We start from the raw sequence: 23,469 nt of genomic DNA, 5'->3' as shown, positions 1-23,469 counted from the left end.
GGTGCTTAAGGTGGGATTATTCAGGATTATAGCGAATTTGGTAGAAGATACGATATAGCACAGGCACCACAATCAACGTCAGCACGGTGGCAAACCCGAGCCCAAACATAATCGTCACCGCCATCGGCCGGAAGAAAACATCCGGCAATAAAGGAAGCATCCCTAAAATAGTGGTAATGGCCGTCATGCACACTGGGCGTACCCGGCTCACCGCCGCATCGACGACGGCTTGATAGCGCTGCTTACCACTGGCCACTTCGATATTGATCTGATCGATCAATACAATACCGTTTTTGAGCAGCATCCCACTCAAGCTTAAAAAGCCCAATAGCGCCATAAAACCAAACGGGGTATCCAACAACAGCAATCCTGTGGTGACCCCAACCACCGCCAAGGGAACCGTCAGCCAAATGATCAATGACTCTTTCACGGAATTAAACAGCAATATCGTGACCAAGAACATAAACAAATAACCAAGCGGCATAATGCTAAATAAGCCCTCTTTCGCCTCTTTGGAAGACTCGTACTCCCCGCCCCATTCAATGCTGTAACCTTCAGGCAGAGGAATTGACTCAATATCAGTGCGCACGCGGCTTAGTAAGGTCGCCGCGGTGGTTTCCCGTAACGGATCGGGGTCGGCCAACACGGTGAGCATTCTTTTGCGGTTTTTGCGCATGATAATCGGATCTTCCCAACGCATGTCGTAATCGAGAATGACTTGCTGCAAAGGAATGTAGTCTTTCAATACCGGGCTCCATATTTTCATCCCTTCTAAGGTATTGATATTCACGCGCTCCTCATCGGGCAATCGAGCAACAATCGGCATAAGGTTGGTCCCATCCCGATAAACACCAATCCGTTTGCCGCTGAATGTCATTGTCAGCAACTCGTCGACATCTTTTTTGGTGATGCCATAGCGCCGTGCCTGACTTTCATTAAACGCCGGCTCAAGGACTTTGGTGCGATTACGCCAATCATGGCGGATATTTACCGCATCAGGATCCTGATGCAATCGCGCTTCTACTTGTTTAGCAATCGCGCGTAACTTGGTGGGATCTGAACCAAAAATACGCGCCTCAATTTTCGAGCCGGTAGCAGGGCCTAAGGAAATAGGCTTCAGTTTAAGCTGCGCATCTGGGTACTGGCTACGAACATGCTTTCGCACCATGCCCATAGTGGGTTTAACATGATCGTATTGATCAACGCGGACGATCAGCTCGCCATAAGCGGCGTATGTTTTCTCCGGTGAATAGGTCAACATAAAACGTTGCGAACCTTGTCCGGCACTGGTAGAGACATAGTTGACGCCTTGTTGTTTACTCAGCCAGCTCGACACCTCATCCAGTGTACTTTGTGTGGCACGAATATCGGTGCCCTCTGGCAACCAAACGTCGACCATAAACATGGGCGTGGTGGAGTCAGGGAAAAACGACTGCTTGAGGTGACCAAAGCCATAAATACTGGCCCCCAGTGCCACTACCATCACCAACAAGGTGATATAGGCGTGATGCATGCAGGCGGTAAGAAAACGTTTATACACCACAAACAGAATCCCGTTGTAGGGATCACTGCCCTCATCCCCTTCTTCAAGCGGTGTTTCTTTGAAGAACACGCTGGCAAAGAAAGGCGTTAACGTGATAGCGGTAAACCAACTTAACAGTAAGGAGATTAATAACACTGTAAATAAGGTGCCGCAGTATTCGCCCGTTGCATCCTCTGACAAGCCAATCGGGGCAAAAGCCGTTACCGCGATCACCGTCGCTCCAAGCAAAGGCCACTTGGTTTGCGTCACTATGTCGTGAGCCGCCTGTAGACGGGTTCGTCCTCGCTTTAAGCCCACGAGTATCCCTTCGACGACCACGATGGCATTATCCACCAACATCCCTAGGGCAATGACCAACGCCCCGAGAGAGACGCGTTGCAGGTTAATCTCGAAGTAGTACATGAATACAAACGTACCCAGTACCGTCAGCAATAACACCAAACCAATGAGTAGTCCTGAGCGCAGGCCCATAAAGAAGAGCAGCACGATAATCACAATCGCCACCGCTTGGCCTAAACTGGAGACAAATCCGCTGACTGAGCTATCGACCTCATTGGGTTGGTTATAGACATGATGGACATTGATTCCCACGGGCTGATCACTGTTCAACGCCGCGAGACGCTTATCCACACTGTCGCCGACCTCTACCACATTCACACCATCAGCAAACGATATTCCTACCTGTAGCGCTTGTTTGCCGTTGTACGAAATAATCTGCCGCGGTACCTCTTGATATCCACGTTTTACCTCGGCAACGTCACGTAAGTAAATCAGCCCCTGTGACCCAGCTTCGGTCAGGATCAAGTTGCCCAACTCATCCACGGAGGAAAACTCCCCGGTTGGGTGAATGCGAATATATTCATCACCCACACGCAATGCCCCTGCGTTGCTCACGAGGTTTTGCGTCGCCAATAAATTAAACAAGGTGTCCGGTGAGATCCCTAAGCTACTTAACCGTTGAATCGAGACCTCAATGAAGACTTGCTCTTGCTGCGTGCCACTGACTTGTACCTTGCCTACGCCATCAACAAGCTCAAGCTCGCGGCGCAAAAAGTCAACATAGTCTTTTAGTTCGCTGTAGCCGTACCCTTCGCCAGTGACGGCTAGCATGATCCCAAACACATCACCAAAATCATCTTTCACCTGTGGCGGATTGACACCGGGAGGAAGCGACCCACGCGCATCATGGACTTTTCGTCGCAACTCATCCCAAATTTGTGGCAAATCATCGGCGCGGTATTTGGGTTTCATTTTGACCGTGATTTGGGACAGGCCACGACTGGAGATCGAACGCACTTCATCCACATAGGTCAGCTGCTGAACCGCTTTCTCCAGCGGATAAGTGACTTCTTCTTCCACCTGTTGGGGGGTGGCACCTGGATAACTGGTCACCACCATCGCATCTTTGATGGTGAAAGCAGGGTCTTCCAACCGCCCTAACCCCAAAAATGCAAGGGTGCCACCAATCAGGAAAATCAACGTGATCATCCAGCTAATCACTTTATTTTGAATAAAATATCCCGCTACACCCTGCTTCATGATGCATTTTCCTCTTTCGATGCCAGCGTCACTTTTTGCCCCTCAGACAGGTGATTGGTTCCTCCCACCACGATACGATCTCCTTTAGACACACCCTGGGTTATTTCTAGCCGCTGACCATGAATGCGCCCCATCGTTACCCGCTGTTTCGCCACGGTTTGTGTGGTGCTGTCGTAAATCCATACATAACTGTGGTCTCGATCCAGTGGATCCCCGTCTTGGTTAAACACCGCTTCGATGGGCACGGAAAGTCCGGTGCGTGTCAGTTGTAACCCTTCCCTCGCAATACTGACCTGTACGGGCATGCCATCTAAAATAAACTGCTCCTTTGGCATGGGCATCGTTAGCGTCACCACAAAAGCACCACTGCTCGGATCCGGCTCTGCCGTGTATTCATCAATCGTGGCTGGGTAAGACTGCCCTTGCTGAGTTAAGACTTTCGGTTGTAGCCGATCTTGCACTTCTTCTGCACTCGCGCCCGTATTTTGGGTGAATAACACATCCGGCACTTGCACACGAATATCAGCACGCGAGGCGTCATGAATGTTCATGATCCCTTGTCCTGGCGCTATGGTTTCAAATGGCTCAACATTGAGCTTAGATATCACCCCGTCAGCTGGCGCTCTGAGCGCAACATAAGATAAACGAAGCTTAGCCAGTGCCAATTCCGCTTGCGCTATTTCGCGCTGCGCTTTTAACTCATCAAATTGCGACTGGGCAAGCATGCCTTTCTCTACCAAGGGGGCTGAGCGCCGATACTGCGCATCGGCCACGTCAAAACGTGCACTGGCATTCTCTACCGCTAAGCGGTAATCCGTAGGCTCCAAACGTGCCAATACCTGTCCCTGCGTCACGCGATCGCCCGCTTTGACATTAATGGCTTGGATCTCACCTGGCACGCGAAAAGCAAGTGTCGCTTTATCAGCCGCTGCTGCCACCGCGGGAAAAGAGATTCGTTCATTCAGTTGCTGTTGGCTCACCGTAAATGTGGTTACCACAGGCAAAGGCGCCGGTTGAGCATCGGTTGCGGGCTCGCATCCAAACAGCGCATTAACTGCGAGCAGACCGAACATGGCTTTTATCGCTCTCATAGTCCTCTCTCCTTCACCCATGCTTTCACACGGTCACCTTCTTTAAGCGCACTGACGCCAGTTGCGACAATGACATCGCCATTTTCAAGGCCTGAAACAACCTTTCCTTCACGCAAGGTTACTGGGGTCAACTTAACGGTTCCTTGTCGACTGACACGCCACACGGCTTTCTCACCATTTGCGTCGAGCAAAGCAGAGTCCGGTATTTGCGTTTGTGACTCGGTAGGAATGGTGGCATGCACTTTTGCTGCCATGCCTGGCAATACATTGATGGCATCAGGCCGATTTAAACTCACCGTGACATGGTAAGAGGCGGTTTTGGGATCCGCCTCTGTGTCGATTTCTTTAAACTGTGCAGGAAACTGTCGCGATGGATGGGTATCAAATGACACCTTCGGCACGAGTGTGTCAACATGCTGAGCAAAATAGTGAAAGTAGCGCTCTGGTAATTGGAAACTGACATTAATAATATCTTTAGATTGAATGTGTAACACTGGCGCTTGCGCTTGAGCGAATTCATTACGCTCTTTCATTCGGAGTGAGACAGTTCCCGCATACGGCGCTTTTAGTTGCGTATAATTCACATTAGTCTGCGCTTGCTCTAGGCCAGCCGCCGCTTCACTGAGTGCCGAGCGGGCTTCATCAAACCTTTGTTCGGAAATCACTTTATCGTTATGCAGGCGTTCGGCACGATTAAATTGTACCTGAGCAAGCTGATATTGCGCACGCGCCTTATCTAATTGCAGCTGATACTGCTGGCTGTCTAACGCCGCCAGCACTTGCCCTTTCGCGACATCCATACCTGCTTTGATCGGCATTGACTCAATCACCCCTGACACTCGGAATGAGAGCAAAGCTTTATCATCCGCTTCAACTTGAGCTGGAAATTGGCGGGCAAGCCCATCTTCATTGGTGACTACGGTCAGTAACTTGGCGGGTCGAGGCGGTGTTTCAGACGGTGCTGACACTTGGGGTTCACCACAGCCAGCGAGGGCGAGAGCGAGGCAACCGCTCAATACAAAACGCTTTATCATCAGCTTTTCCTTACAATAAAACCCAGGATCCGACAGCGTTTGTCAGGCCCTAGGTCTTTGATGGGTCATTGTTTTTATCTTATTCCGCGCTAACCGCTATGCTAACCAGTGCCGAATAATGTATCAAGATGTTTCAGATAGATGCTCTGCCTGTTGAATCACGCGTGTTGTCTGATCCTCTATCGGCTGGAGGTAGGGGTGTAGCGCCTCCAACTCATCATGCGGTGATTTCTCCAACTCAAGACATGTTTGTGATAGCTCTTTGGCTCCAATCATTGCCGCTGCCCCCTTCATTTTGTGGGCAAGCTTTTTGATCTTGCCGATATCTTGCTCTGCAAACGCGGCCTTCAACGCCTCTAAATCATTAGTTTGGTTTTTTACGTACTTATCAAGCAGCATTTTTACCAAGTCCATGCTATCACCGATCTGGTCTTTGACATGCTGGATATCAATTGGGGGTGAGGTATCGCTCATTGTGCTCCCTCCGGATGACTGCTCTGGTTCTGGTTCTGGTTCTGGTTCTGGTTCTGGTTCTGGTTCTGGTTCTGGTTCTGGTTCTGGTTCTGGTTCTGGTAAGGAGTTTGTATCTATGGATGCATCTGTAAAGTGCTCACTGGCCAAATCATCCAACCTTGTTTCCTCTTCGTCAGTATTCTTATCACCATAACTGACCGCATCTGGATTCGCATATAGGAGCAACAATTCAATGAGTTGATCTTTACTGAATGGCTTAGCGAGATGCCCGTTCATTCCCGCCTCCACACAACGCTCTGCATCGCCTGAGAGCGCGTTAGCTGTCACAGCCAAAATGGGCGTGGTTTTGTCGAATTTTCGGATCTCTCGTGTCGCCTCAAAACCATCCATTTCTGGCATCTGACAATCCATTAAAATGATGTCGAATGGCGAAGACTTGTGAAGTTCTAACGCTTCTTTACCATTGACGGCAAGCGCGCGCTGACAGCCCAGTTTGGACAAAATAATGTCAATCAATTCTTGGTTAACCAAGTGATCTTCGGCCACTAGAACGTTGAGATTGAATTGAATATCATCATACTGCCCAGCCACGGGTCCAGGCTCTGTCAATGCATTCTCATCCTCGTTCAATACACGATACAATTCAACGTGATAAATCGGACAGGTCAGCGTCGCCATGCCAGTGTCATGATGGCCATCATGGCTGATAGCAATCGATTTATGTGCTTGACCGATCAAACGCTGACAGCTTTGCATTTTGTCCTGATCGATCATCAACACTGATTGGCTCGAGTTATCAAAAGCTATCTCACTGCCATCCGAATAGTTGATTAAATCCAACTTTAGACGCTCTAAATAGGTCGATAGTATTTCTATCAAAATGGCGTCTTCAGACACGAGGTAAACCTTGCTATCTGTCATGCTCTCGTCAGGCTCGTAGCTTGACATCAATGTCGAGTCAGTATTCGCCACCGTCACGGGTACTTCTGCAGTGAAAGTCGTGCCTTGGTTTTCTCGACTGCGGATAGAGATATCACCATCCATTAGGCGTAAAAGCTTACGACAGACAGGCAAGCCCAGTCCTGTGCCTTGATAAGAACGTGAATACGAATTATCGACTTGCGTAAAGTTCTCAAAAATAGCTTCGTGGCGGTCTTCCGGGATCCCAATCCCTGTATCTTCTACTTCCATGACCAATGTGACCGAACCATCGCCTGCTTGCCGTTGGAATAAGCGCACAGCAATGTGCCCCTGCTTTGTAAACTTAACGGCGTTGCCGACCAAGTTTATGATCACCTGCTTATAGCGCATGGCATCTAATTCAATGTCACAGGGCATATCAGGATCGATATAACAATGTAAGCGCAACTGTTTTTCCGCTGCTTTTGCGGTAAAAATACTTAAGGATTCGTGAACAAGTTCCGCCAGATCTAATGACTGTTTGGTGAGCGTCATCTTGCCGGCTTCAATCTTGGTTAAGTCGAGTACATCGTTAATGATATTCAACAGTGCAGTCGAAGAGTGCTGTAAGGTATCAACAAAATAGCGTTGCTGCTGATTGAGCGAGGTCTCCATCAAAAGATTAGACATGCCAACAATGCCATTCATCGGTGTACGAATCTCATGGCTCATCATCGCCAGGAAATTGGTCTTCGATTCATTTGCTCGCTCGGCTTGTTCTTTAGCCCGTGCCATTTCCCGTGAAATCATATCATTAAGCGCCTTCTGCTGCACAAAGTGCACCATAGCGCTCAAACTTGATAGTATCGGCTCAATCCACCCCTGAAGCTCTTCATTATAAGTGGTCGACTCGTCAAACAAGCACACCACCCCTACCATCTGGCTAGACATATATAGAGGCGTACCGTAGACGTTAATAATCATTTTCTGATTATTCCCCGCCACACTCGCCATTTGCAGACTACGTTTGCTTTGCTTGGTCTCGATAATTTCCTCAATGAGTCCTCGCACAAACTCTTCACCAATAAACTCATTTTTCACCAATCGCGTTTGTGCCAGCACTTTATAAGGCAAGTTGTTCTTTATTGCTTCTTCGTCGTTATGGCCTACCTCAACAATAATGCCATGATTGCTTTCGCCTATCCTTAGCAGTATCTGTAAGACATCCTGAAAGCTCTTACCAAAGTCTTCCCTGATAAGAAACTTATCTTGTAAGCTTTTCATTGCAGAAAAAAGCTCGGCCCCTTTAGATACTTTCTGTTTATCCAGGTGTTGTTCTGTGATATCGCGAATAATCGCTACGTTCAGCGCTCTAGGATCTTCATCTTTGATGGGGGTTGATTTGACCTGCACAATACGGACACCTTGATCCGTATCTATCTCGTACGACCGCTGTAACTGCCCACCGAGGCCATAAAGCGCTTGTGAAAAATAGCCGCGCGAATTAGGGCTTACGCGAGAGATAATCGTCGATAGGCTGATCGCTTCATCGGGCACAGATTCTAATTCGAATAGTTTCTTAGCCGAATCATTAATGGTAATAATACTGTGTTTATCACCGAGCACTAATAACGCGTCAGTATAACTATGAATTACCGTATTTAAATACGCACGGCTTTGTTCCGCTCGATTAATTTGCTTGGCGTATTTCCAAATAAAAAAACCAACCAACAAGTTCAGTAGAATGATTTGCGTCGCAGTGCGAAGTATTTCTGTGTTAAGCTCTTTATCGATATATCGACTGTCTTGATAAATGATCAGTCGACCCACATCCACAGATTGCTCTCCCTGATCATAGACCAAGGGAACGTTGATTTCTTTTAGCTCATCACTTGACCGCATGCCTTTAGAGTCAGTCACATAACGAAATTGCTCATTGGTATCCGTCAGCTCAAGGCGGTGGACATAACGAGAGCCCATTTCACTGTCTAAGTCATTTTGAACATTATTAAAATCATAATTCCACATCAAAGTAGGAAGTCGTTGCTTTAGGCGTTGAGTGATAGAATTAATGTCTTGGTTCATATCAGACTCAAGCCGACCTTTAGCAACATGATAATTGTAATAACCAAACACACCCAACAGTAAGGTTGCTAATACAATTAAAATGACAGCGAGCCGCATACCTACTTTATTCATCATGATCACACCTGCATTGTCGCCGCCAGGGTTTGGGTTTGGTATCGGGCTTTATCAAACGCTTTTAAAACCGCACGCTCTCTTAGCGACATTTTTTCACACAGTGACCCAACCCAATCCCAATTCGCATGCTCAATATGTTTACATAGTTCCAAGAGGTCACCATAAGGGCCTGCACGTGATAGTAATGCTTGTTTTGCCTGTTGGTTTAGGGCAAGTTGCTCTACGACATCCTCCATTGGAACACCTAACATCGCGTCCAGGAGTGAAAAAGCGCCCACCAAGAAAGCTTCATCAGGGTCCAAGTCGTTCATCAATGGGCCTGCTTGCTGCATAAAAATGGCCCGAAGAATGGCCGCATTCTGCAAGTGTGAGCATTCTTGATGATTCATGTTAGACATAATCAGCAGAGAAATCAGTCGCCGCAATGACTCTAACCCCAAGTACACCACCGCTTGTTTGGGATTAGTGATCGCTTTCTTTTTTGACTTCGCTAAGATATTGGCACTTGTGACGACTTTGTAGAGCAACGAGACATCGCGAGAGATAACCTCTGTGATTTCATCTATATCATGAGGGCTGCGATTAATCACGATACACGCATCCAGTAAACTGATTACTGAGGGTGCCACATCGCTATGACTTTTAATTTGAGGTTGTTCGAAAAAGTATCCTTGAAACAAGCTAAACCCAAGCTGTTTAGCCAAAACAAACTCTTCGTTGCTCTCCACTTTACTTGCCATAAAACGCGTCTGGGCATAGTCCGAAATCGCTGCGGTCCACTCGTTCAAGCTTTCTGTTGCCATACTGACCCGCACCACATCGAATAAGTCCAGATGCCTTTGCCAGCGGCTCGAGAAGACATCACTCTCTCCTAAAATGGTAAAGCCTGCTTTCCGGTAAGACTCCAGTTGCTTCACTAGCATTGGCGTCGCATTGCACTTTGCAGTGACACAGATCACCAAAGATTTTACTGGAATAGAAAAGGGGATCTCATCAAGCAGTGCCGCCTCCGAAAAGCTCACCACGTATCGCAAGCTATCATCGAGTTCTTTCCCTGATAGAAAATTGGCGCTGAGAATGCGCGATGTCGCCGTATCTTCATCAATTGAAGGAAACTTGTTTTCTTGACCTTCCCTAAACAGAAGCTCATTGCCCCATTGGTTCTGCGCTTCGTCAAAGATGGGCTGGCACGAAAAAAAAATTTCACTCACAACTCACTCTCCTTAAAACAATCCCTTACTACAAACGTAGACCAAAGGTATGACTTATGGCGCCTTTTTTTTGATATAACTGAGTGTGTTAAGTCCAACTACTTGGGACGTGCTCGTCTTTTGCTTGGGCAAAATCACGATTTTTGCTAGGCTCTGCGCTAAGCATATCACGAGGTATATTTATGGATGTTTTGAATCAACTTGCCGATGACGCGCCCGAGCATGAGCCGGACACCTTGCCATCACTCGACGAACAAAAAGCGATTGTGGCAAAACTCAAAGCCCTTGAGGAGAAAGGTGAGCTCACTGACGAAATCCTAGCGCAGTATTTTGCCGTTAAGCAAAAAGACACAAGCGACGAAGAAGAGTAAGAACAATACGAAGACGTGACCGCGTAACTTTTTTAAATCTATCTTATTCTACGAAGAAGATGCCGAGAGATGATAATGAAAGGCATTAGCGGCGCAGGGTTGATACTTGCGTGGCTGGGATAGACAGAAGATTATCGACACAGATCCGCCCCGAGCTCAAACTCGGGGCGTTTTTCTGGTTTACTCAGGAGCAATGCCGTCGGTTTTCGCCGCACAAATAAAATCATTTTTGTGCAGGCCTTTAATCTTATGCGACCACCACGTCACGGTCACTTTACCCCACTCCAGTAAGATAGCGGGATGGTGTCCTTCTTGCTCAGCCAGCTCAGCCACTTGGTTGGCAAATGCCCACGCCAACTTAAAGTTGCGGAAGGTGAACTCACGTTCGAGCTGATCAATCCCATCTCGTGTTACTTTGCGCCACTGCGGAATGTCTTTAAGCAGCGCTGGCATTTCCTCAGCACTGACCAAAGGGGCATCAATATCGCAGGCTTCACATTTCAACTCAGTTAGTTCAGACATGTTGCGTTTCCTTTTGCTGTTCTGTCTTTTTCGGTTTGGGCGGGAATAAAGGCGCATGAAGGCCCAGTTCCATCGCTTGATGCACATCAGCAATCAAATCACGTTGACTGATGGCAAATAAATCGTCAATCGACTCAATGGTAAAGTAAATGGGTTGCATGATGTCAATCCGGTATGGCGTGCGCATGACATCTATCACTTCTAAAGGCTTACGCACCGCTTTGTCGCTATTAAAGGCGTACTCAGTCTCCGCCGGCGAAGACAAGATCCCGCCGCCATAAATACTGCGATTGCCTTGCGAGTCACTGAGCAAACCAAACTCGACCGTAAACCAATATAAGCGTGCAAGATAAACGCGCTCTTTGGGCGTGGCTTGCTTACCGAGCTGGCCGTACATATGGGTAAACTCCGCAAACGCTGGGTGAGTCAGCATCGCACAGTGACCAAAAATCTCGTGAAAGTAATCCGGCTCTTGCAAGTAATCGAAATCGTCTTTGGTGCGCAAAAAGGTCGCCGCAGGGAATTTCTTATCCGCCAGCAAGGCGAAAAAATGGTCGAAATCAATCAATGCAGGCACAGGGGCCACTTGCCAGCCCGTTTCTCGCATTAACACGGCATTCACATCTGGGATCTGTGGTACCGTGTCATGCGGCAAATCCAGCATTCGCAACCCGTCGAGATATTCCTGACACGCTTTATCTTTGATACATGCAAGCTGCCGTGTAACTAGCTGGCGCCATACATCGTTTTCTTGTGCCGACCAGGCTACACGACCCAGCTCATCAACTGGTTTGGATTCGTATTTACTCTGTTTCACGTTCACCGCCTTGTGTCGTTGTCTGGCGTAAAAATCGCGCGTAAACAGCGGCCCTTAGCCTTACGCAATGTCTCCGTTACTCACAGGTTACGTCGACTTTGCAGAGAAAATCATCTCCTCACCACGGTTTTAATTTTACCTTTGCGTAACATTTATTTTACATCGCGCATCCAAAAGGCTGTCGCTACGGGCAATGCATCAACCTTGAGGGATCCGCGCGCTTGCGTGGTCCGTAGTGGTTGAAAAGGCCTAACTGCAGGGACGAGTGATGAATTTACAACTGAGCGAACTGATAAATTACGACAACATTGACAAGATTCAGATCCGTGGCATTGATGGCATGTTATATCAAGCCATTGCGTTTTTGCGTCACGGCGATACGGTAGAGCAAAAGCTGATTTATCAAGGCGATAAACCCTATTTATCTCGCAGCTTGCTGGCGGTGAAAGATGATTTTGAATGGGTTAACGCCGCGCAGTACGTGCTAGTCACTGACACGGCATACGATGAAATGATAGGGCTTAGCACGGAAAAGCCTTTGTCGACTCTAGAGCAGCCATTGCATTGGAAATAACCCAACAATGCCCCCAACCTACGGGGCAATTTCTTCCCCGTCCCACGCAAACAATCGACCCGTATGACGACTGTCGAGGCCATCCAACACCGACAACAAATAGCCAGCCGATTGGGCTGGGCTGAATAACTTACCGGGCTTAACATTGGCTTGGAATGGCGCGGATAAATGGCTATCGACCGTCCCCGGATGCAGACCGACCACGGTTAATGACTTGTCTTGACGGCCAAGCTCAATGCTCATGCATTTGATCAGCATGTTCACCGCCGCTTTACTTGCACGATAGGCGTACCAACCGCCCGCACGGTTATCACTGATACTGCCCACGCGCGCCGACAAAATGGCAAGCTTCGCCTCGGCGTTGCGTTTCAATTTGGGCGCGAGGTGCTTGCTCAATAGCAGCGGCGCGACGGCGTTGACGTCAAAGAGCTGATGCATGGCCTCACTACTGCACGCCGCGAGCCGCTTTTCTGGGCTGACCGCATCGTCATGCAACATTCCCGAGGCAATGATCACCGCATCTAAGCTGTTGTCGTCGATGTGCTCGGCCGCTGCTTGGATTGATGCTTCATCGCAAATGTTTACCGCCACAGGCACCACCTTTTCACTTATTTCGGCAAGTGGCTCGGGGTGACGCCCTAGGGCGAAGACGTGCTGAATGGATGGCTTGTCGAGCAACGCGCGGCAAAAGGCTTCACCAATCGCGCCACCTGCGCCGACAACCGCCACACGCTGCATGGAATCACTGTTCATTCTCTTGGCTCCTCAAACAAAAAGAGATGCAAACTGCATCTCTTTAGTTAGGGGTGAGGCGATCCTGTCGATCACCGTGTGTTAAAACTATAGCTTACGTAGCACAACCATTAGATAGAGCCCACCAATCAAGGAAGCAATGATCCCTGCTGGCATTTCTTGCGGATACAACCATTGTCGTCCGAGCCAATCGGCAAACAGCATCAATCCCATGCCAATCAATCCGGCGGTGATCATATGCGCCCGAGCATTTTTCGCTCCCCAACTGCGCGCAATGTGTGGCGCCATCAAGCCGACAAAGCTGAGCGGCCCCACCACCAAGGTGGCACTGACGGTCATGACCGCGACGAGGGCCAGCAACAGCATGCGGGCACGCCCTACCTTAACCCCCAGTGATTGAGCAGTTTCGCCACCGAGCGGCAAAATATCGAGCCAACGCTGACACATTAACCCCAGTGCCACCAGCACCGCGGCGACCAGGGCCAATGTGGTCACCGTACTGTCAGTCACATAGTAGGTTGAGCCTGAAATCCACGCGAGCACTTGATACGCGCGAGGGTCGCCACCCGCCATCAAAAAGCTTTGTACCGCTTGCATCAGAGCGGCTATGGCCACTCCTGTGAGCAACACCTTTTCTGGTTGGAAGCCGGTTTTGCGATTAAGCAGCACAATCAACGCCAAGGTCGCCCCCGCACCGATTAGACCGCCGATATATAAGCTCAGCATAGATGCGCCCATGCCCGCAAAAATGGTGACAATCAGTCCCAGCGCCGTACCAGCACTGATCCCCATCACTTCAGGGCTCGCCATCGGGTTAGCACTCAAACGCTGAAGCACGGCACCCGCAACAGCAAGCACACCACCCGCCAATGCCGCGGCCAGCAACCTTGGCAAGCGCCATTCCAACAAGGACCAATCGCCGCTGAGCGCCAGCCACTGCCAGCCCTCACTTTGACGCGATACGGTGGCAAAAATCACCACACCTAACACCAGTAACATCAATGTTCGGCCTAACGGCCAATCCTGACGCGGCGTGGGCGTCCCGGCATGCATCTGTTGGCGTTGACGGTTGCCCAGCGATACCCGTGGCAACAGCCACAATAATAGCGGCGCACCTAACGCTGCCGTGGCGGCGCCCGTGGGCACCATCATTGCCCGGCGGCCCGGTAACAGCTGGACAGCCAAATCGGTGGCTGCCAACATCAAGGCGCCTAAAATCATCGCTAGGCTCAATCGGGTGATGAGCTTGCGAGCGCCACATAAGCGCGCAATCGCGGGCGCGGCAAGACCGACGAAGCCAATCACGCCAATCAAGCTGACCACCCACGCGGTCAGCAGCACCGATAGCCCCAGTGCAATCACACGGATTTTCGCCAGTGATACGCCTAAGCTTTTTGCCCCTTCATCTGAAAGGCTCAGGACGGTGAGCGGTTTTAATAGAGCAAGGATCAATACGACCGCCAATCCAACACGTGGCAATAAGGCTTGCACACTGTGCCAGTCGGTTTGCACCATCGAGCCCGCGCCCCACACCATCATGCCATGTAGCGCTTCTTGATTCATCAGCAGCAGCACAGTACTGAGCGCGCCGCAGTAAAGGTTTAAAATCAAACCCGCGATCACCACTACGGTGGGCGATAGGCCGCGTCGCCACGCTAGCGCAAATACCACCAACATGGTCAGCACCCCGCCAGACATCGCCACCATCACGCTCGACCAAGTCAGTAGCCAAGGGGCATAAAGCGTAGCTAGCATCAGCGCCAAGCTAGCGCCATTCGCCACCCCCAGCGTCGAAGGCGAGGCCAAGGGGTTGCGCAACACCTGTTGCATTAAAGTACCGGCCAGCCCCAAACACGCCCCGGCCAGTAATGCAGTGACCAAGCGCGGCCACCAGGTTAAATGCATCACTACCCCAATCGACGCGCTGTCATCCAGCGACCACAGCGACTGCCAGAGCATAGATGCATTCACATTCCACTGCCCCAACTGAGTGGTGGCCAGACTCAACAACGCCGCCAATAACGCCAAAGGCACCCATAACAGACTCAGTTTCATGACTGCCCTCCTTGTTCGGTCAATGCCGCGGTCACAAGGCGGGCAAAACGTAACGCCGACGGAATCGCGCCAAAGCTCCATACAGGGTCAATCATCAAGGGCGTATGCCCCGTACGTTTAACCAAATATTGCCAAAACATATTAGTCTGAAGGGCTTGCTCGACGCCCGCGGGGAGCGGGCGAACAATCACTAATTGCGCATCAAGGTCAAGCAGCTCGCGGGTGGAGACCATGCTAAATCCCCAACTGTTGGTGGTGTTTTGCCACGCGTTGTTGAGCCCCAACTCACTGATGGCAGCGTGATACAAACTGTTCGTCCCAAACACCCGCACATGGTTGGCGTCGAGAAACTGGATCATCAGCAGCGGTGGTTGTTCGCCGGGAATGGTATCGCGCAGGCTCGCTAATTGCTGTTTCGCATTGGCAATCAAGGTTTCACCAGCCTCCGGACGGTTGGCCTCACGCGCAATTTGCCGCGTCACAGTTTTTAACGACGTCCAGCTTAAGCCACTTTCATACAGAGGAATCGAGCTGACCGGCGCAATGGTGCTTAGCTTGGGCTTCATCGCCTTAAAAATGGGTGAAATTAGAATTTTATCGGGGTGAAGCTCGGCCAAACGCTCCATGTTCGGCTGGGTGCGAAGCCCAATATCGACGGTTTTTTCTGGAATGGGCGGGGCTTTCACCCACGAATTGTAATCCGCCTTTTGCGCGACCGCGACTGGAGTAATGCCTAGCGCCAACAAGGTTTCAGTTTGGGTCCAATCCAGCGAGAGAATACGAGGTGACGCGCTGACGCTCGCTGACATCATGGCCGCAGTCAGCCAGACCACAAGCGTCAGAAAAGAGGACTTGATCATACCGGCGATAACTCCCCCGGCATAGCAACCGCATAACCGGCGGCATGATCGGCAATCGGCATCTCAATGCCATAAATCGATTTAAGGGCCGACTCTTGAAACACATCGCTGACCGCGCCTTGAGTCAGGACTTGTCCGCTGTGCAGCGCGACAATTTCATCACAAAAACGTGCCGCCATATTAATGTCGTGCACCACGATAATGATGGACTTATCCAACTCTCGACTGAGTTTGCGCACCAAGGTCATCACTTCGACTTGGTGGGCTACATCCAGTGCAGATAGCGGCTCATCGAGCAGTAAGTAACGCGTTTGCTGTGCCAGCAGCATCGCAATCCACAACCGTTGGCGCTCGCCCCCCGATAAGGTATCGACCAAGCGCTCGGCATAATCTTGAGTGCCAGTCAGCGCCATTGCCTCGTTGATCGCTTGGTGATCGGCTTTGGTCAACCGCCCCAGCAAACCATGCCAAGGATAGCGACCAAAACTGACCAACTCATACCCGGTCAAGTTGTCTGTTGCCGGTAAATGCTGTGGCAAATACGCCACCTCGCGCGCAAAGGCTTTTTCTGACCATTTCGACAGGGGCTTTTGGTCTAATGCGATCTGCCCGCTGCTGATTGCCTGTTGCTGCGCTAACAACTTTATCAGCGTCGACTTACCCGAGCCATTATGCCCGACCAACGCACAGATTTTTCCGGGCGTAAACGACAAGCTCACCTTATCGAGTAACACTTTTCCGTTGACGGCAAACGCAACGTCCTTTGCCTCTAACATATCTCGATCCTACTTCTGCAAACACAAGCGCGTAGCACTTGCCCGTTATCTCTGAGAGCGCTAATTTTCCGATGCTTAAAAGGCAAATGCAAACCATTTTGATTTCGCTTTGTATGCTTAGCGCTTGTTAATGAGAGAAATTAGACCTCAACCAAGTCACTATTAGGGATCCAAGCGTCATTCAGCCTCGTACCGCCAAGGGTGAATAAAAGTTTGTTGTTACGACTGACGAGAGCCCTATGTCCGCGCCCATCAGCCTTGTATGGCTAAAACGCGATTTACGCCTGCGGGATCATGCCCCTTTACAAGCTGCCATTGCCGCGGGGCGTCCCTTGGTGATTTTGTACCTGTTTGAGCCACTGCTGCTTAACGATCCGCACCATAGTGAGCGCCATTGGCGATTTGTCTGGCAATCGCTGTGCGATCTCAATCAACAGCTCGCACCACTGGGCGGTCACGTCACCATTTGCCAAGGAGAGGCGCTCGCCGTTTTCGACGCTATCCACCGGCAACAGGCCATTGGTGCGGTGTACAGCCATCAAGAAATTGGCGTCGACGCGACGTTTTCTCGTGATAAAGCGGTGGCGAAATGGCTGGAGAGCCATCAGATCCCGTGGCATGAATCCCCCACTGGCGCAGTGATCCGCGGCGCTAAAAATCGGGTTGATTGGGACGCTGAATGGCAAAAAGTGATGCGCGCTCCCCTTGCCGATCCTGATTGGCAACAAGCGCGCTGGCTAAACGCATCACTCACGCTACCTTCGCTCGGTCACCATAACTGGGACTCTCCCGCGCCACGCTTTCAGTCCGGCGGGCCGAGTTGGGCGTATAAAACCTTGCAGTCTTTTTTCCGCGAGCGTGGGCAAACCTATCAGCGCCACATCTCTAAACCGCTCGCCAGCCGCAAAAGCTGTACGCGACTGTCGCCCTATTTTGCATGGGGTAACATCAGCTTGCGCGAGATGTATCAAATCACCCTCCTCCATTGGCAGAAAAAGGGCTGGCGGCGAGCGCTGGTAGCTATGGTGTCGCGTTTGCATTGGCACTGTCACTTTATGCAGAAATTTGAAAGCGAGCACCACATGGAGCATCGGCCCGTCAATCGAGGCTACTTACATTTTGAGTACGCAAACGGTCCGCAGAGTGATGCGCACCTGCGCGCATGGCAACAAGGTAATACCGGTTATCCGCTCGTCGATGCTTGTATGCGTTGCCTACACGTCACTGGCTATATCAACTTTCGTATGCGGGCGATGCTGGTCAGCTTTTTAACCCACCATTTATTGATTGATTGGCGCCGCGGTGTGCATCACCTCGCGCAGTTATTTCTCGATTTTGAGCCCGGTATTCATTACCCCCAATTTCAAATGCAAGCTGGCGTGACAGGCGCCAATACCTTACGTATTTATAACCCAGTGAAACAATCGCAGGAGCAAGATCCGGAAGGGGCATTTATTCGTGAATGGTTACCCGAGCTTTCTCCCTTGCCCGACAGTTTGATCCACACCCCATGGCAAATGACCGATATGGAAGCGATGATGTACGGTGTGGAGCTTGGCGAAGACTACCCAAAACCCATTGTCGATATCGAACAAACCGGCAAACGTGCGCGAGATATTTTATGGTCGTTTCGTCAACAAGACGCCGTTCGTATCGAGAAAGCACGGATCCTCGCCACCCATGTGCGTCCAAACAGCCCTGAGCGAACAAACAGCCCTGAACAACGAAAAAGCCCGGGGCACGCGGACAAGCGCGCTCAAAAATCACGTTCACCTGCTGCTCAATCTATCGGAGACAACCAAGATGGCGCATAAAAAGCCACATCTTCCCAGCAAGGTATGTTTGACGTGCGAACGCCCGTTTACGTGGCGTAAAAAGTGGGCGCGCTGTTGGGACGAGGTTAGGTATTGCTCTGACCGTTGCCGTCGCGAAGGTCGTCGCCATGCGCGAGCGGCGAAGATCTAAACGCTTCTAGCAGCGAGCTAAGTTGCGGATGCACCCACTGACGTTTAATCGATACCGCATAAAACGGCTCATACACACTCGGCAGTAAAGCATAGCGGGTAAGCATGCCGCTATCTAGCTCATCGCGAACCACCACTTCGGGCATTACCGCCAACGCGTCATTGTCGCGGGTTAACAGGCGTAGCATCGCCATATCATTGGCTTCTGCCATGATGTAAGGCTTGAGTTGATACTGCGCAGAGATGGCATCAAACCCCGAGCGAATCGGGTTATCGCCATAAGGTAACACCCACGCTTGGTGCTGGTAGCTGGCGTCTAAGGTCGGCGACAAGGCTTTACCCGGCCAACCAATCACGGCTACCGGCTGGCGTGCCAATTGCTGATACTGCCAAATCTGTTTATTGGTGCCCCGCACCGCAATATTGGTTAGCGCCAAATCTAACTGGTGATCAGACAGCGCATGGAGTAAGCCGGTTTGATCCATCGACTGCAACACATAGCGGCACTCTCGTTGATTCACCAATGGCTGAATAAACTGCTCGATAAAATTCCGCGACATGGTGGATAAGGTGCCAATGCGAATCGTGGCACTGGACAGGGCCCCGCCGCTGGATAGCAACTGCTCAAGCTCTTCCCCTTGGCGGAATATCTCTTCGGCATAGTTCATCGCTTGATAGCCACTTTCGGTCAACGTCAACGTACGACCTTGGCGCTCAAACAATTGCACCTGCATCGCCTGTTCAAGCTGCTTGATTTGCGACGACAGCGCCGACTGCGAAATATGCAGCTGACGGGCGGTCTGAGTCAGGTTGCCGTGGCGCGCCACCTGCCAGAAATAATACAAATGATGGTAGTTAAGTCGGCTCATCGTTCTCTAAAACAGAATGAAAAATGATTTATTATGTATTTTACTTAACTGTAGTAAGTTTTCACAATGTATCTCATAACTATTGCTGTGAGGTAAGTCATGTTATCCCTATTTCTCGTCACCCCGCTCAAACTGGTGCTGCTCGCACTGGTTGCTCTTCTTGGCGGTGTTATCTGGCGATACAGTGCCACTGCGTTTGCAGGTGAAGCCGACAAACACCGTTTTCTTTCCTCTTTACTGCTCACCTTGTCGGCAGTCTTGTTGGTTTTAGTCAGCAATCACCTGTTGCTGTTTTGGCTCGCCTGGGTGGCGGTTAGCCTCTCATTGGGTCGCTTAATTCTTTTCTATCCGCATCGGCCTCGCGCCCAACTCGCGGCACACAAAAAAATGCTGCTCGCCCGCTTTAGCGAATTGCTACTCGGTGGCGCATTTTTACTGTTGTTTTTCCACTACCAAACCGCGCAAATTGACCAATTGATGTTTCAAGTCAGCCAGCAACCTCATACGCTGACTGTAAGCATCGCCGCCTTTATGTTGGTGGGCGTGGCGATTATCAAGTGCGCTCAACTACCCTTGCACGGCTGGCTCATTCAAGTGGTGGAAGCGCCAACACCTGTCTCTGCCTTGTTGCATGCTGGCATTGTGAACCTTGGCGGGATCTTATTGATGCTGTTCGCGCCAGTACTCGCGGCGAGCCCCAGTGCCAGCTTGGCACTGCTGGTTATCGCGGGCGTCAGTACACTGGTTGCTGGGCTGGTGAGCCTGACACGCGTGAGCATCAAGGTAAAACTGGCGTGGTCGACCGTCGCCCAAATGGGGCTGATGTTAGTCGAAATCGCCCTAGGTCTTTACGAGTTGGCACTGCTGCACCTACTGGCGCACTCTTTCTACAAGGCATTCTCTTTCCTCAACAGCGGCAATGGCGTGAATCATTGGCTCGCAACCCAACTGGCTGATGCCTCAGTCCCGCGTCGTAGCCATTGGCTTGCCGCGATGGCCACCGCAGCCGGTTTGATTGTCGCCGTGCATCTGAGTGTCGGTATTTTAAATAGCTTGGCCGCCGGCTGGTTGCTCTGGATGGCGATGACCATGCTGCTATTACCAGCCCTTACGCGCCCAGGCGCTGCCCGCCCGACACGCGTGCTGCTCAGTAGCGTGTTTGCACTTGGCCTGCTCGGACTCTACGCCGCCATTAAACATAGCTTGATTGTGTTTGTCGCGGGCGGTAATGCCACCTACTTATTTGCCGATGCCTTTGCGCTGGTGCTGTTTATCGCGCTGTTTGCTCTGTCACTGGCGGTCCAGTACTGGCCTCACAAAGCGTGGGTGAATCGCCTATTTATTTGGCTGAACGCCGGCGCTTACCTTGATGAATGGGCGACGCGCCTAACACTCAAATGGTGGCCAAGTGCTTCTTTAATCCAACTACAAACGACCCAATGGCAACCGCATAAGGAGACGCGTTAATGATTGCGAAAACGCCCAATGTATCTGCATACCCTGAGTCCCTCGATGTGAGCGATTTTCGCGATGCCACACAGCAAGCGGTCGCCGCGATTGCGCCAAGCTGGCCGTTGGATCAAATGATTGCGGTGAACCCATGGTGGCCGCAACGCTTTACCCCCATTGAGCAAGTTTTTGCCGAACAAGCGGTGTTAAGCGGCCATTGTCCGTTAATGTCGTCGGCGTACTATCTGTCACATTGGCAATCGCCGATTAGTGAGGCACACCTTGCCGAGGCCATTTCAACCTCTGGCAGCGCATTGACGGTAAGTGATTGTCTGCGTGCGCTGCGCAGCCATAACAGTGATCTCCCGCGTTGGAAGCCATTGGCTGAGTTGTGTGACCGCACTCGAGAAGCGCAAGAAGGCTTATCGTGGCAGCAAGAAATCCAGCAGCAAGTGAGCCAGTTTCTCGCGCTCTATCACCAATACCCACAGCGTTTTGATGCTCAAGGCCAAGGCGGTGAGCACCTTTATCGATGCTGGTTGGATGTGGTGAGCCAAGATAAAGGCATTAAAACCCTCACTGGCGTGGATTTACTCGCCGATTTCGCCGCACTGCCCACCCAAATCGATGCCCTGATCGCTGAGGCTGCCACCTTTTGGCAACCGACTCTTCACGACCAAGACGGTAACTTGGCCTATTGCCACGCGCTTATGCACGGTTTATCGGGTTGGGCAAGCTGGCAAGCCTGGTTAGATTGGCAACAACAGCTCAGTGACAGTGAACAGCAAGATCATGGCATGGGCCTATTCGCGATTTTACTCGCGTGGGATACAGTGCTGGCACGCTGGCTTGCTAAACATCGTGACGCAGCGTGGGCAAGCATTCGTCAGTCCATGCACCATCAAGCGGTGAATGTACGCCATTGGTATCACCAAGCACAACAACAGCTCGCGCCCCTGTGGATTTGGCAACAAGCGCTGGAAATCAGTCAGCAGCGCCCTTGGGCACACGCCCTATCCGCGCAGGCCAGTGTCGACACGCTCGATACCTCCCCCACGCTTCAGGCTGTATTTTGTATCGATGTGCGCTCTGAGCCAATGCGTCGCGCATTAGAAGCGCAATCCGAACGAATTCAAACCCTTGGCTTTGCTGGCTTTTTTGGCTTGCCGATTGCCTATCAGCCCACTGATAGCCATATTCATCGGCCACAACTGCCCGGCTTACTGGCGCCAGCGGTCACCGCCTCACAAACTCATGCTACCCCCGAACGCTGGTTGCGAATGACCAAGCTCGGCTGGCAACGCAGTCTTGATGCGCCCGCCGCCAATTTAGGCATGGTCGAAGCCGGTGGCATGTTAAAGCTAGTGAGCTTGCTAAAACGCGCATTGCGCATTTCTGGCACCGAGAACCCGCTAAATCGACTCAGCCATACTGACAGTGATTGGGCGCTCACCCGTGACAATACACCGTTAACCGCAGCAGAAAAGGCCGAGCTAGGCACTGGTATCTTGCGCGCAATGGGCATTGCTGACCAACTGGCCGATGCCGTCTTGTTGGTGGGTCATGGCAGTGAAACCTGTAACAACCCTCATGCTGCAGGGCTTGACTGTGGTGCCTGCGGCGGACAAACCGGCGAGGTAAATGTCCGCGTACTTGCACAGCTTCTTAACGATGTCGACGTACGTGATGCCATGGCAAAGCAAGGCGTAACGATTCCCGTCAGTACCCGTTTTTATGCCGCCATGCACAACACCACCACCGACGCACTGGATGTCTTTCACGCCCCCGAGCATACCGAGTGGCAAACTTGGCTAGCCGACGCAAGCGAGCAAGCACGTGCTACCCGCGCCAGTCAGTTTGATCAGGCGCCTATCCAGCCATCCAAACTCAAACGCTTCTTTGGAACACGGGCCAAAGACTGGGCGCAAATGCGTCCTGAGTGGGGACTGTGCGACAACGCGGCGTTAATCGTGGGCCCGCGCACCCTGTCTCGACAGATTAATTTGCAAGGTCGCAGCTTTTTACACGACTACGACATGCACAAAGACCGTGACTTTAGCCAGCTTGAAACCATACTCACCGCGCCCATGGTGGTGACCAATTGGATCAATCTGCAGTACTTTGCTTCTGTCACCGCACCAGAAAAGTTCGGCAGCGGAAACAAGCTGCTACACAACATCGTGGGTGGCCACATTGGCGTATTTGAAGGGAATGGCGGCGACTTACGAATTGGCTTATCGCATCAATCCGTGCACGATGGCCGTCGATATCGCCACCAGCCAGTGCGATTAAGCGTATTTATCGCTGCCCCTCGGGAGGCAATTGATAGTATACTTGCACGCCATGACGATATAGCCGCGCTGGCGAATCACGGCTGGCTGTACTTGATGCAAATTGATGCGCAAGGTGCAGTATGGCAACGCGATCGCTCGGGTCAGTGGTATCACCTGAACGTAGCAAAATAA

The 23,469-nt window shown here is 51.0% G+C and carries 18 protein-coding genes; 6 read left to right on the top strand and 12 right to left on the bottom strand.

From position 1 onward, the window contains the following. Window positions 1-16 precede the first annotated feature (16 nt). The 5 genes from WN56_RS15375 to WN56_RS15355 all read right to left on the bottom strand — a co-directional run bounded on the left by WN56_RS15375 (window position 17) and on the right by WN56_RS15355 (window position 9,994). Complete coding sequence (locus WN56_RS15375; protein ID WP_046075816.1) at window positions 17-3,082, bottom strand: efflux RND transporter permease subunit; 3,066 nt, start codon at window positions 3,080-3,082, stop codon at window positions 17-19. Further along, window positions 3,079-4,173: an efflux RND transporter periplasmic adaptor subunit gene (locus WN56_RS15370; RefSeq protein WP_046075815.1), complete on the bottom strand. Its 1,095-nt coding sequence runs from the start codon at window positions 4,171-4,173 to the stop codon at window positions 3,079-3,081. Before WN56_RS15370 ends, WN56_RS15375 begins: the two co-directional genes overlap by 4 nt. Then, window positions 4,170-5,207 carry an efflux RND transporter periplasmic adaptor subunit gene (locus WN56_RS15365; protein ID WP_046075814.1) on the bottom strand — a complete coding sequence of 346 codons (1,038 nt, stop codon included), beginning with the start codon at window positions 5,205-5,207 and terminating at the stop codon, window positions 4,170-4,172. The genes WN56_RS15370 and WN56_RS15365 overlap by 4 nt, the downstream gene beginning before the upstream one ends. 123 nt (window positions 5,208-5,330) lie before the next feature. Continuing rightward, complete coding sequence (locus tag WN56_RS15360) at window positions 5,331-8,783, bottom strand: ATP-binding protein (RefSeq protein WP_231637465.1); 3,453 nt, start codon at window positions 8,781-8,783, stop codon at window positions 5,331-5,333. A 2-nt stretch (window positions 8,784-8,785) separates the two neighbouring features. Then, on the bottom strand, window positions 8,786-9,994 hold the full coding sequence (locus WN56_RS15355) for an EAL and HDOD domain-containing protein (protein ID WP_046075813.1): 1,209 nt from the start codon (window positions 9,992-9,994) through the stop codon (window positions 8,786-8,788). A 182-nt stretch (window positions 9,995-10,176) separates the two neighbouring features. Here WN56_RS15355 and WN56_RS15350 point away from each other — a divergent pair, with 182 nt between their 5' ends. After that, window positions 10,177-10,365 carry an ATPase gene (locus WN56_RS15350; protein ID WP_046075812.1) on the top strand — a complete coding sequence of 63 codons (189 nt, stop codon included), beginning with the start codon at window positions 10,177-10,179 and terminating at the stop codon, window positions 10,363-10,365. Between the two features lie 180 nt (window positions 10,366-10,545). On the opposite strand, the gene WN56_RS15345 is transcribed toward WN56_RS15350, so the two are convergent. Together WN56_RS15345 and phhA are read right to left on the bottom strand one after the other, a co-directional pair. Next, on the bottom strand, window positions 10,546-10,887 hold the full coding sequence (locus WN56_RS15345) for a 4a-hydroxytetrahydrobiopterin dehydratase (protein WP_046075811.1): 342 nt from the start codon (window positions 10,885-10,887) through the stop codon (window positions 10,546-10,548). Then, complete coding sequence (phhA, locus tag WN56_RS15340; RefSeq protein WP_077579115.1) at window positions 10,880-11,752, bottom strand: phenylalanine 4-monooxygenase; 873 nt, start codon at window positions 11,750-11,752, stop codon at window positions 10,880-10,882. Before phhA ends, WN56_RS15345 begins: the two co-directional genes overlap by 8 nt. Window positions 11,753-11,972: 220 nt before the next feature. Between phhA and WN56_RS15335 the strand changes: the two genes are divergently transcribed. Further along, entirely contained in the window at window positions 11,973-12,278 is a 306-nt protein-coding gene (locus WN56_RS15335) for a DUF6482 family protein (RefSeq protein WP_046075809.1), read from the top strand. A gap of 18 nt (window positions 12,279-12,296) precedes the next feature. Here WN56_RS15335 and WN56_RS15330 read toward each other — a convergent pair whose 3' ends face one another. The 4 genes from WN56_RS15330 to WN56_RS15315 form a co-directional block, all read right to left on the bottom strand. Then, a complete protein-coding gene (locus tag WN56_RS15330; protein WP_052708132.1) occupies window positions 12,297-13,031 on the bottom strand; it encodes an SDR family NAD(P)-dependent oxidoreductase in 735 nt (244 codons plus the stop codon). Window positions 13,032-13,118: 87 nt separating this feature from the next. Next, window positions 13,119-15,086: a Fe(3+)-hydroxamate ABC transporter permease FhuB gene (fhuB, locus tag WN56_RS15325; protein ID WP_046075808.1), complete on the bottom strand. Its 1,968-nt coding sequence runs from the start codon at window positions 15,084-15,086 to the stop codon at window positions 13,119-13,121. After that, the gene (locus WN56_RS15320; protein ID WP_082084476.1) at window positions 15,083-15,946 is read right to left on the bottom strand and encodes an iron-siderophore ABC transporter substrate-binding protein; all 864 of its coding nucleotides are present in this window, start codon (window positions 15,944-15,946) and stop codon (window positions 15,083-15,085) included. The genes fhuB and WN56_RS15320 overlap by 4 nt, the downstream gene beginning before the upstream one ends. After that, window positions 15,943-16,722 carry an ABC transporter ATP-binding protein gene (locus WN56_RS15315; RefSeq protein WP_046075807.1) on the bottom strand — a complete coding sequence of 260 codons (780 nt, stop codon included), beginning with the start codon at window positions 16,720-16,722 and terminating at the stop codon, window positions 15,943-15,945. Before WN56_RS15315 ends, WN56_RS15320 begins: the two co-directional genes overlap by 4 nt. A gap of 239 nt (window positions 16,723-16,961) precedes the next feature. Between WN56_RS15315 and WN56_RS15310 the strand changes: the two genes are divergently transcribed. Together WN56_RS15310 and WN56_RS16805 are read left to right on the top strand one after the other, a co-directional pair. After that, window positions 16,962-18,536, top strand: a complete 1,575-nt coding sequence (locus WN56_RS15310; RefSeq protein ID WP_082084475.1) for a deoxyribodipyrimidine photo-lyase — start codon at window positions 16,962-16,964, stop codon at window positions 18,534-18,536. After that, window positions 18,526-18,687, top strand: coding sequence for a DUF2256 domain-containing protein (locus WN56_RS16805; RefSeq protein ID WP_074214700.1), 162 nt, complete (start codon window positions 18,526-18,528; stop codon window positions 18,685-18,687). The genes WN56_RS15310 and WN56_RS16805 overlap by 11 nt, the downstream gene beginning before the upstream one ends. On the opposite strand, the gene WN56_RS15305 is transcribed toward WN56_RS16805, so the two are convergent. Continuing rightward, window positions 18,623-19,555: a LysR family transcriptional regulator gene (locus WN56_RS15305; protein ID WP_046075806.1), complete on the bottom strand. Its 933-nt coding sequence runs from the start codon at window positions 19,553-19,555 to the stop codon at window positions 18,623-18,625. The two genes, WN56_RS16805 and WN56_RS15305, sit on opposite strands and share 65 nt — an antisense overlap. Window positions 19,556-19,654: 99 nt before the next feature. Here WN56_RS15305 and WN56_RS15300 point away from each other — a divergent pair, with 99 nt between their 5' ends. Together WN56_RS15300 and WN56_RS15295 are read left to right on the top strand one after the other, a co-directional pair. Next, complete coding sequence (locus WN56_RS15300; protein WP_046075805.1) at window positions 19,655-21,022, top strand: NADH-quinone oxidoreductase subunit L; 1,368 nt, start codon at window positions 19,655-19,657, stop codon at window positions 21,020-21,022. Further along, window positions 21,022-23,469 carry a DUF2309 domain-containing protein gene (locus WN56_RS15295; protein WP_082084474.1) on the top strand — a complete coding sequence of 816 codons (2,448 nt, stop codon included), beginning with the start codon at window positions 21,022-21,024 and terminating at the stop codon, window positions 23,467-23,469. Before WN56_RS15300 ends, WN56_RS15295 begins: the two co-directional genes overlap by 1 nt.

The organism is Salinivibrio sp. KP-1, assembly GCF_000968645.1.
GTDB classification, from domain to species: Bacteria; Pseudomonadota; Gammaproteobacteria; order Enterobacterales; family Vibrionaceae; genus Salinivibrio; species Salinivibrio siamensis.
Note: the sequence above shows the minus strand (reverse complement) of the source record. Positions and strands in the feature narration are given on the sequence as shown.

Bases quoted from the DNA above. Each gene is read 5' to 3' on its own strand.
- WN56_RS15375 (WP_046075816.1), bottom strand. From the start codon at position 3,082: ATGAAGCAGGGTGTAGCGGGATATTTTATTCAAAATAAAGTGATTAGC.
- WN56_RS15370 (WP_046075815.1), bottom strand. From the start codon at position 4,173: ATGAGAGCGATAAAAGCCATGTTCGGTCTGCTCGCAGTTAATGCGCTG.
- WN56_RS15365 (WP_046075814.1), bottom strand. From the start codon at position 5,207: ATGATAAAGCGTTTTGTATTGAGCGGTTGCCTCGCTCTCGCCCTCGCT.
- WN56_RS15360 (WP_231637465.1), bottom strand. From the start codon at position 8,783: ATGATGAATAAAGTAGGTATGCGGCTCGCTGTCATTTTAATTGTATTA.
- WN56_RS15350 (WP_046075812.1), top strand. From the start codon at position 10,177: ATGGATGTTTTGAATCAACTTGCCGATGACGCGCCCGAGCATGAGCCG.
- WN56_RS15345 (WP_046075811.1), bottom strand. From the start codon at position 10,887: ATGTCTGAACTAACTGAGTTGAAATGTGAAGCCTGCGATATTGATGCC.
- WN56_RS15335 (WP_046075809.1), top strand. From the start codon at position 11,973: ATGAATTTACAACTGAGCGAACTGATAAATTACGACAACATTGACAAG.
- WN56_RS15330 (WP_052708132.1), bottom strand. From the start codon at position 13,031: ATGAACAGTGATTCCATGCAGCGTGTGGCGGTTGTCGGCGCAGGTGGC.
- fhuB (WP_046075808.1), bottom strand. From the start codon at position 15,086: ATGAAACTGAGTCTGTTATGGGTGCCTTTGGCGTTATTGGCGGCGTTG.
- WN56_RS15320 (WP_082084476.1), bottom strand. From the start codon at position 15,946: ATGATCAAGTCCTCTTTTCTGACGCTTGTGGTCTGGCTGACTGCGGCC.
- WN56_RS15315 (WP_046075807.1), bottom strand. From the start codon at position 16,722: ATGTTAGAGGCAAAGGACGTTGCGTTTGCCGTCAACGGAAAAGTGTTA.
- WN56_RS15310 (WP_082084475.1), top strand. From the start codon at position 16,962: ATGTCCGCGCCCATCAGCCTTGTATGGCTAAAACGCGATTTACGCCTG.
- WN56_RS16805 (WP_074214700.1), top strand. From the start codon at position 18,526: ATGGCGCATAAAAAGCCACATCTTCCCAGCAAGGTATGTTTGACGTGC.
- WN56_RS15305 (WP_046075806.1), bottom strand. From the start codon at position 19,555: ATGAGCCGACTTAACTACCATCATTTGTATTATTTCTGGCAGGTGGCG.
- WN56_RS15300 (WP_046075805.1), top strand. From the start codon at position 19,655: ATGTTATCCCTATTTCTCGTCACCCCGCTCAAACTGGTGCTGCTCGCA.
- WN56_RS15295 (WP_082084474.1), top strand. From the start codon at position 21,022: ATGATTGCGAAAACGCCCAATGTATCTGCATACCCTGAGTCCCTCGAT.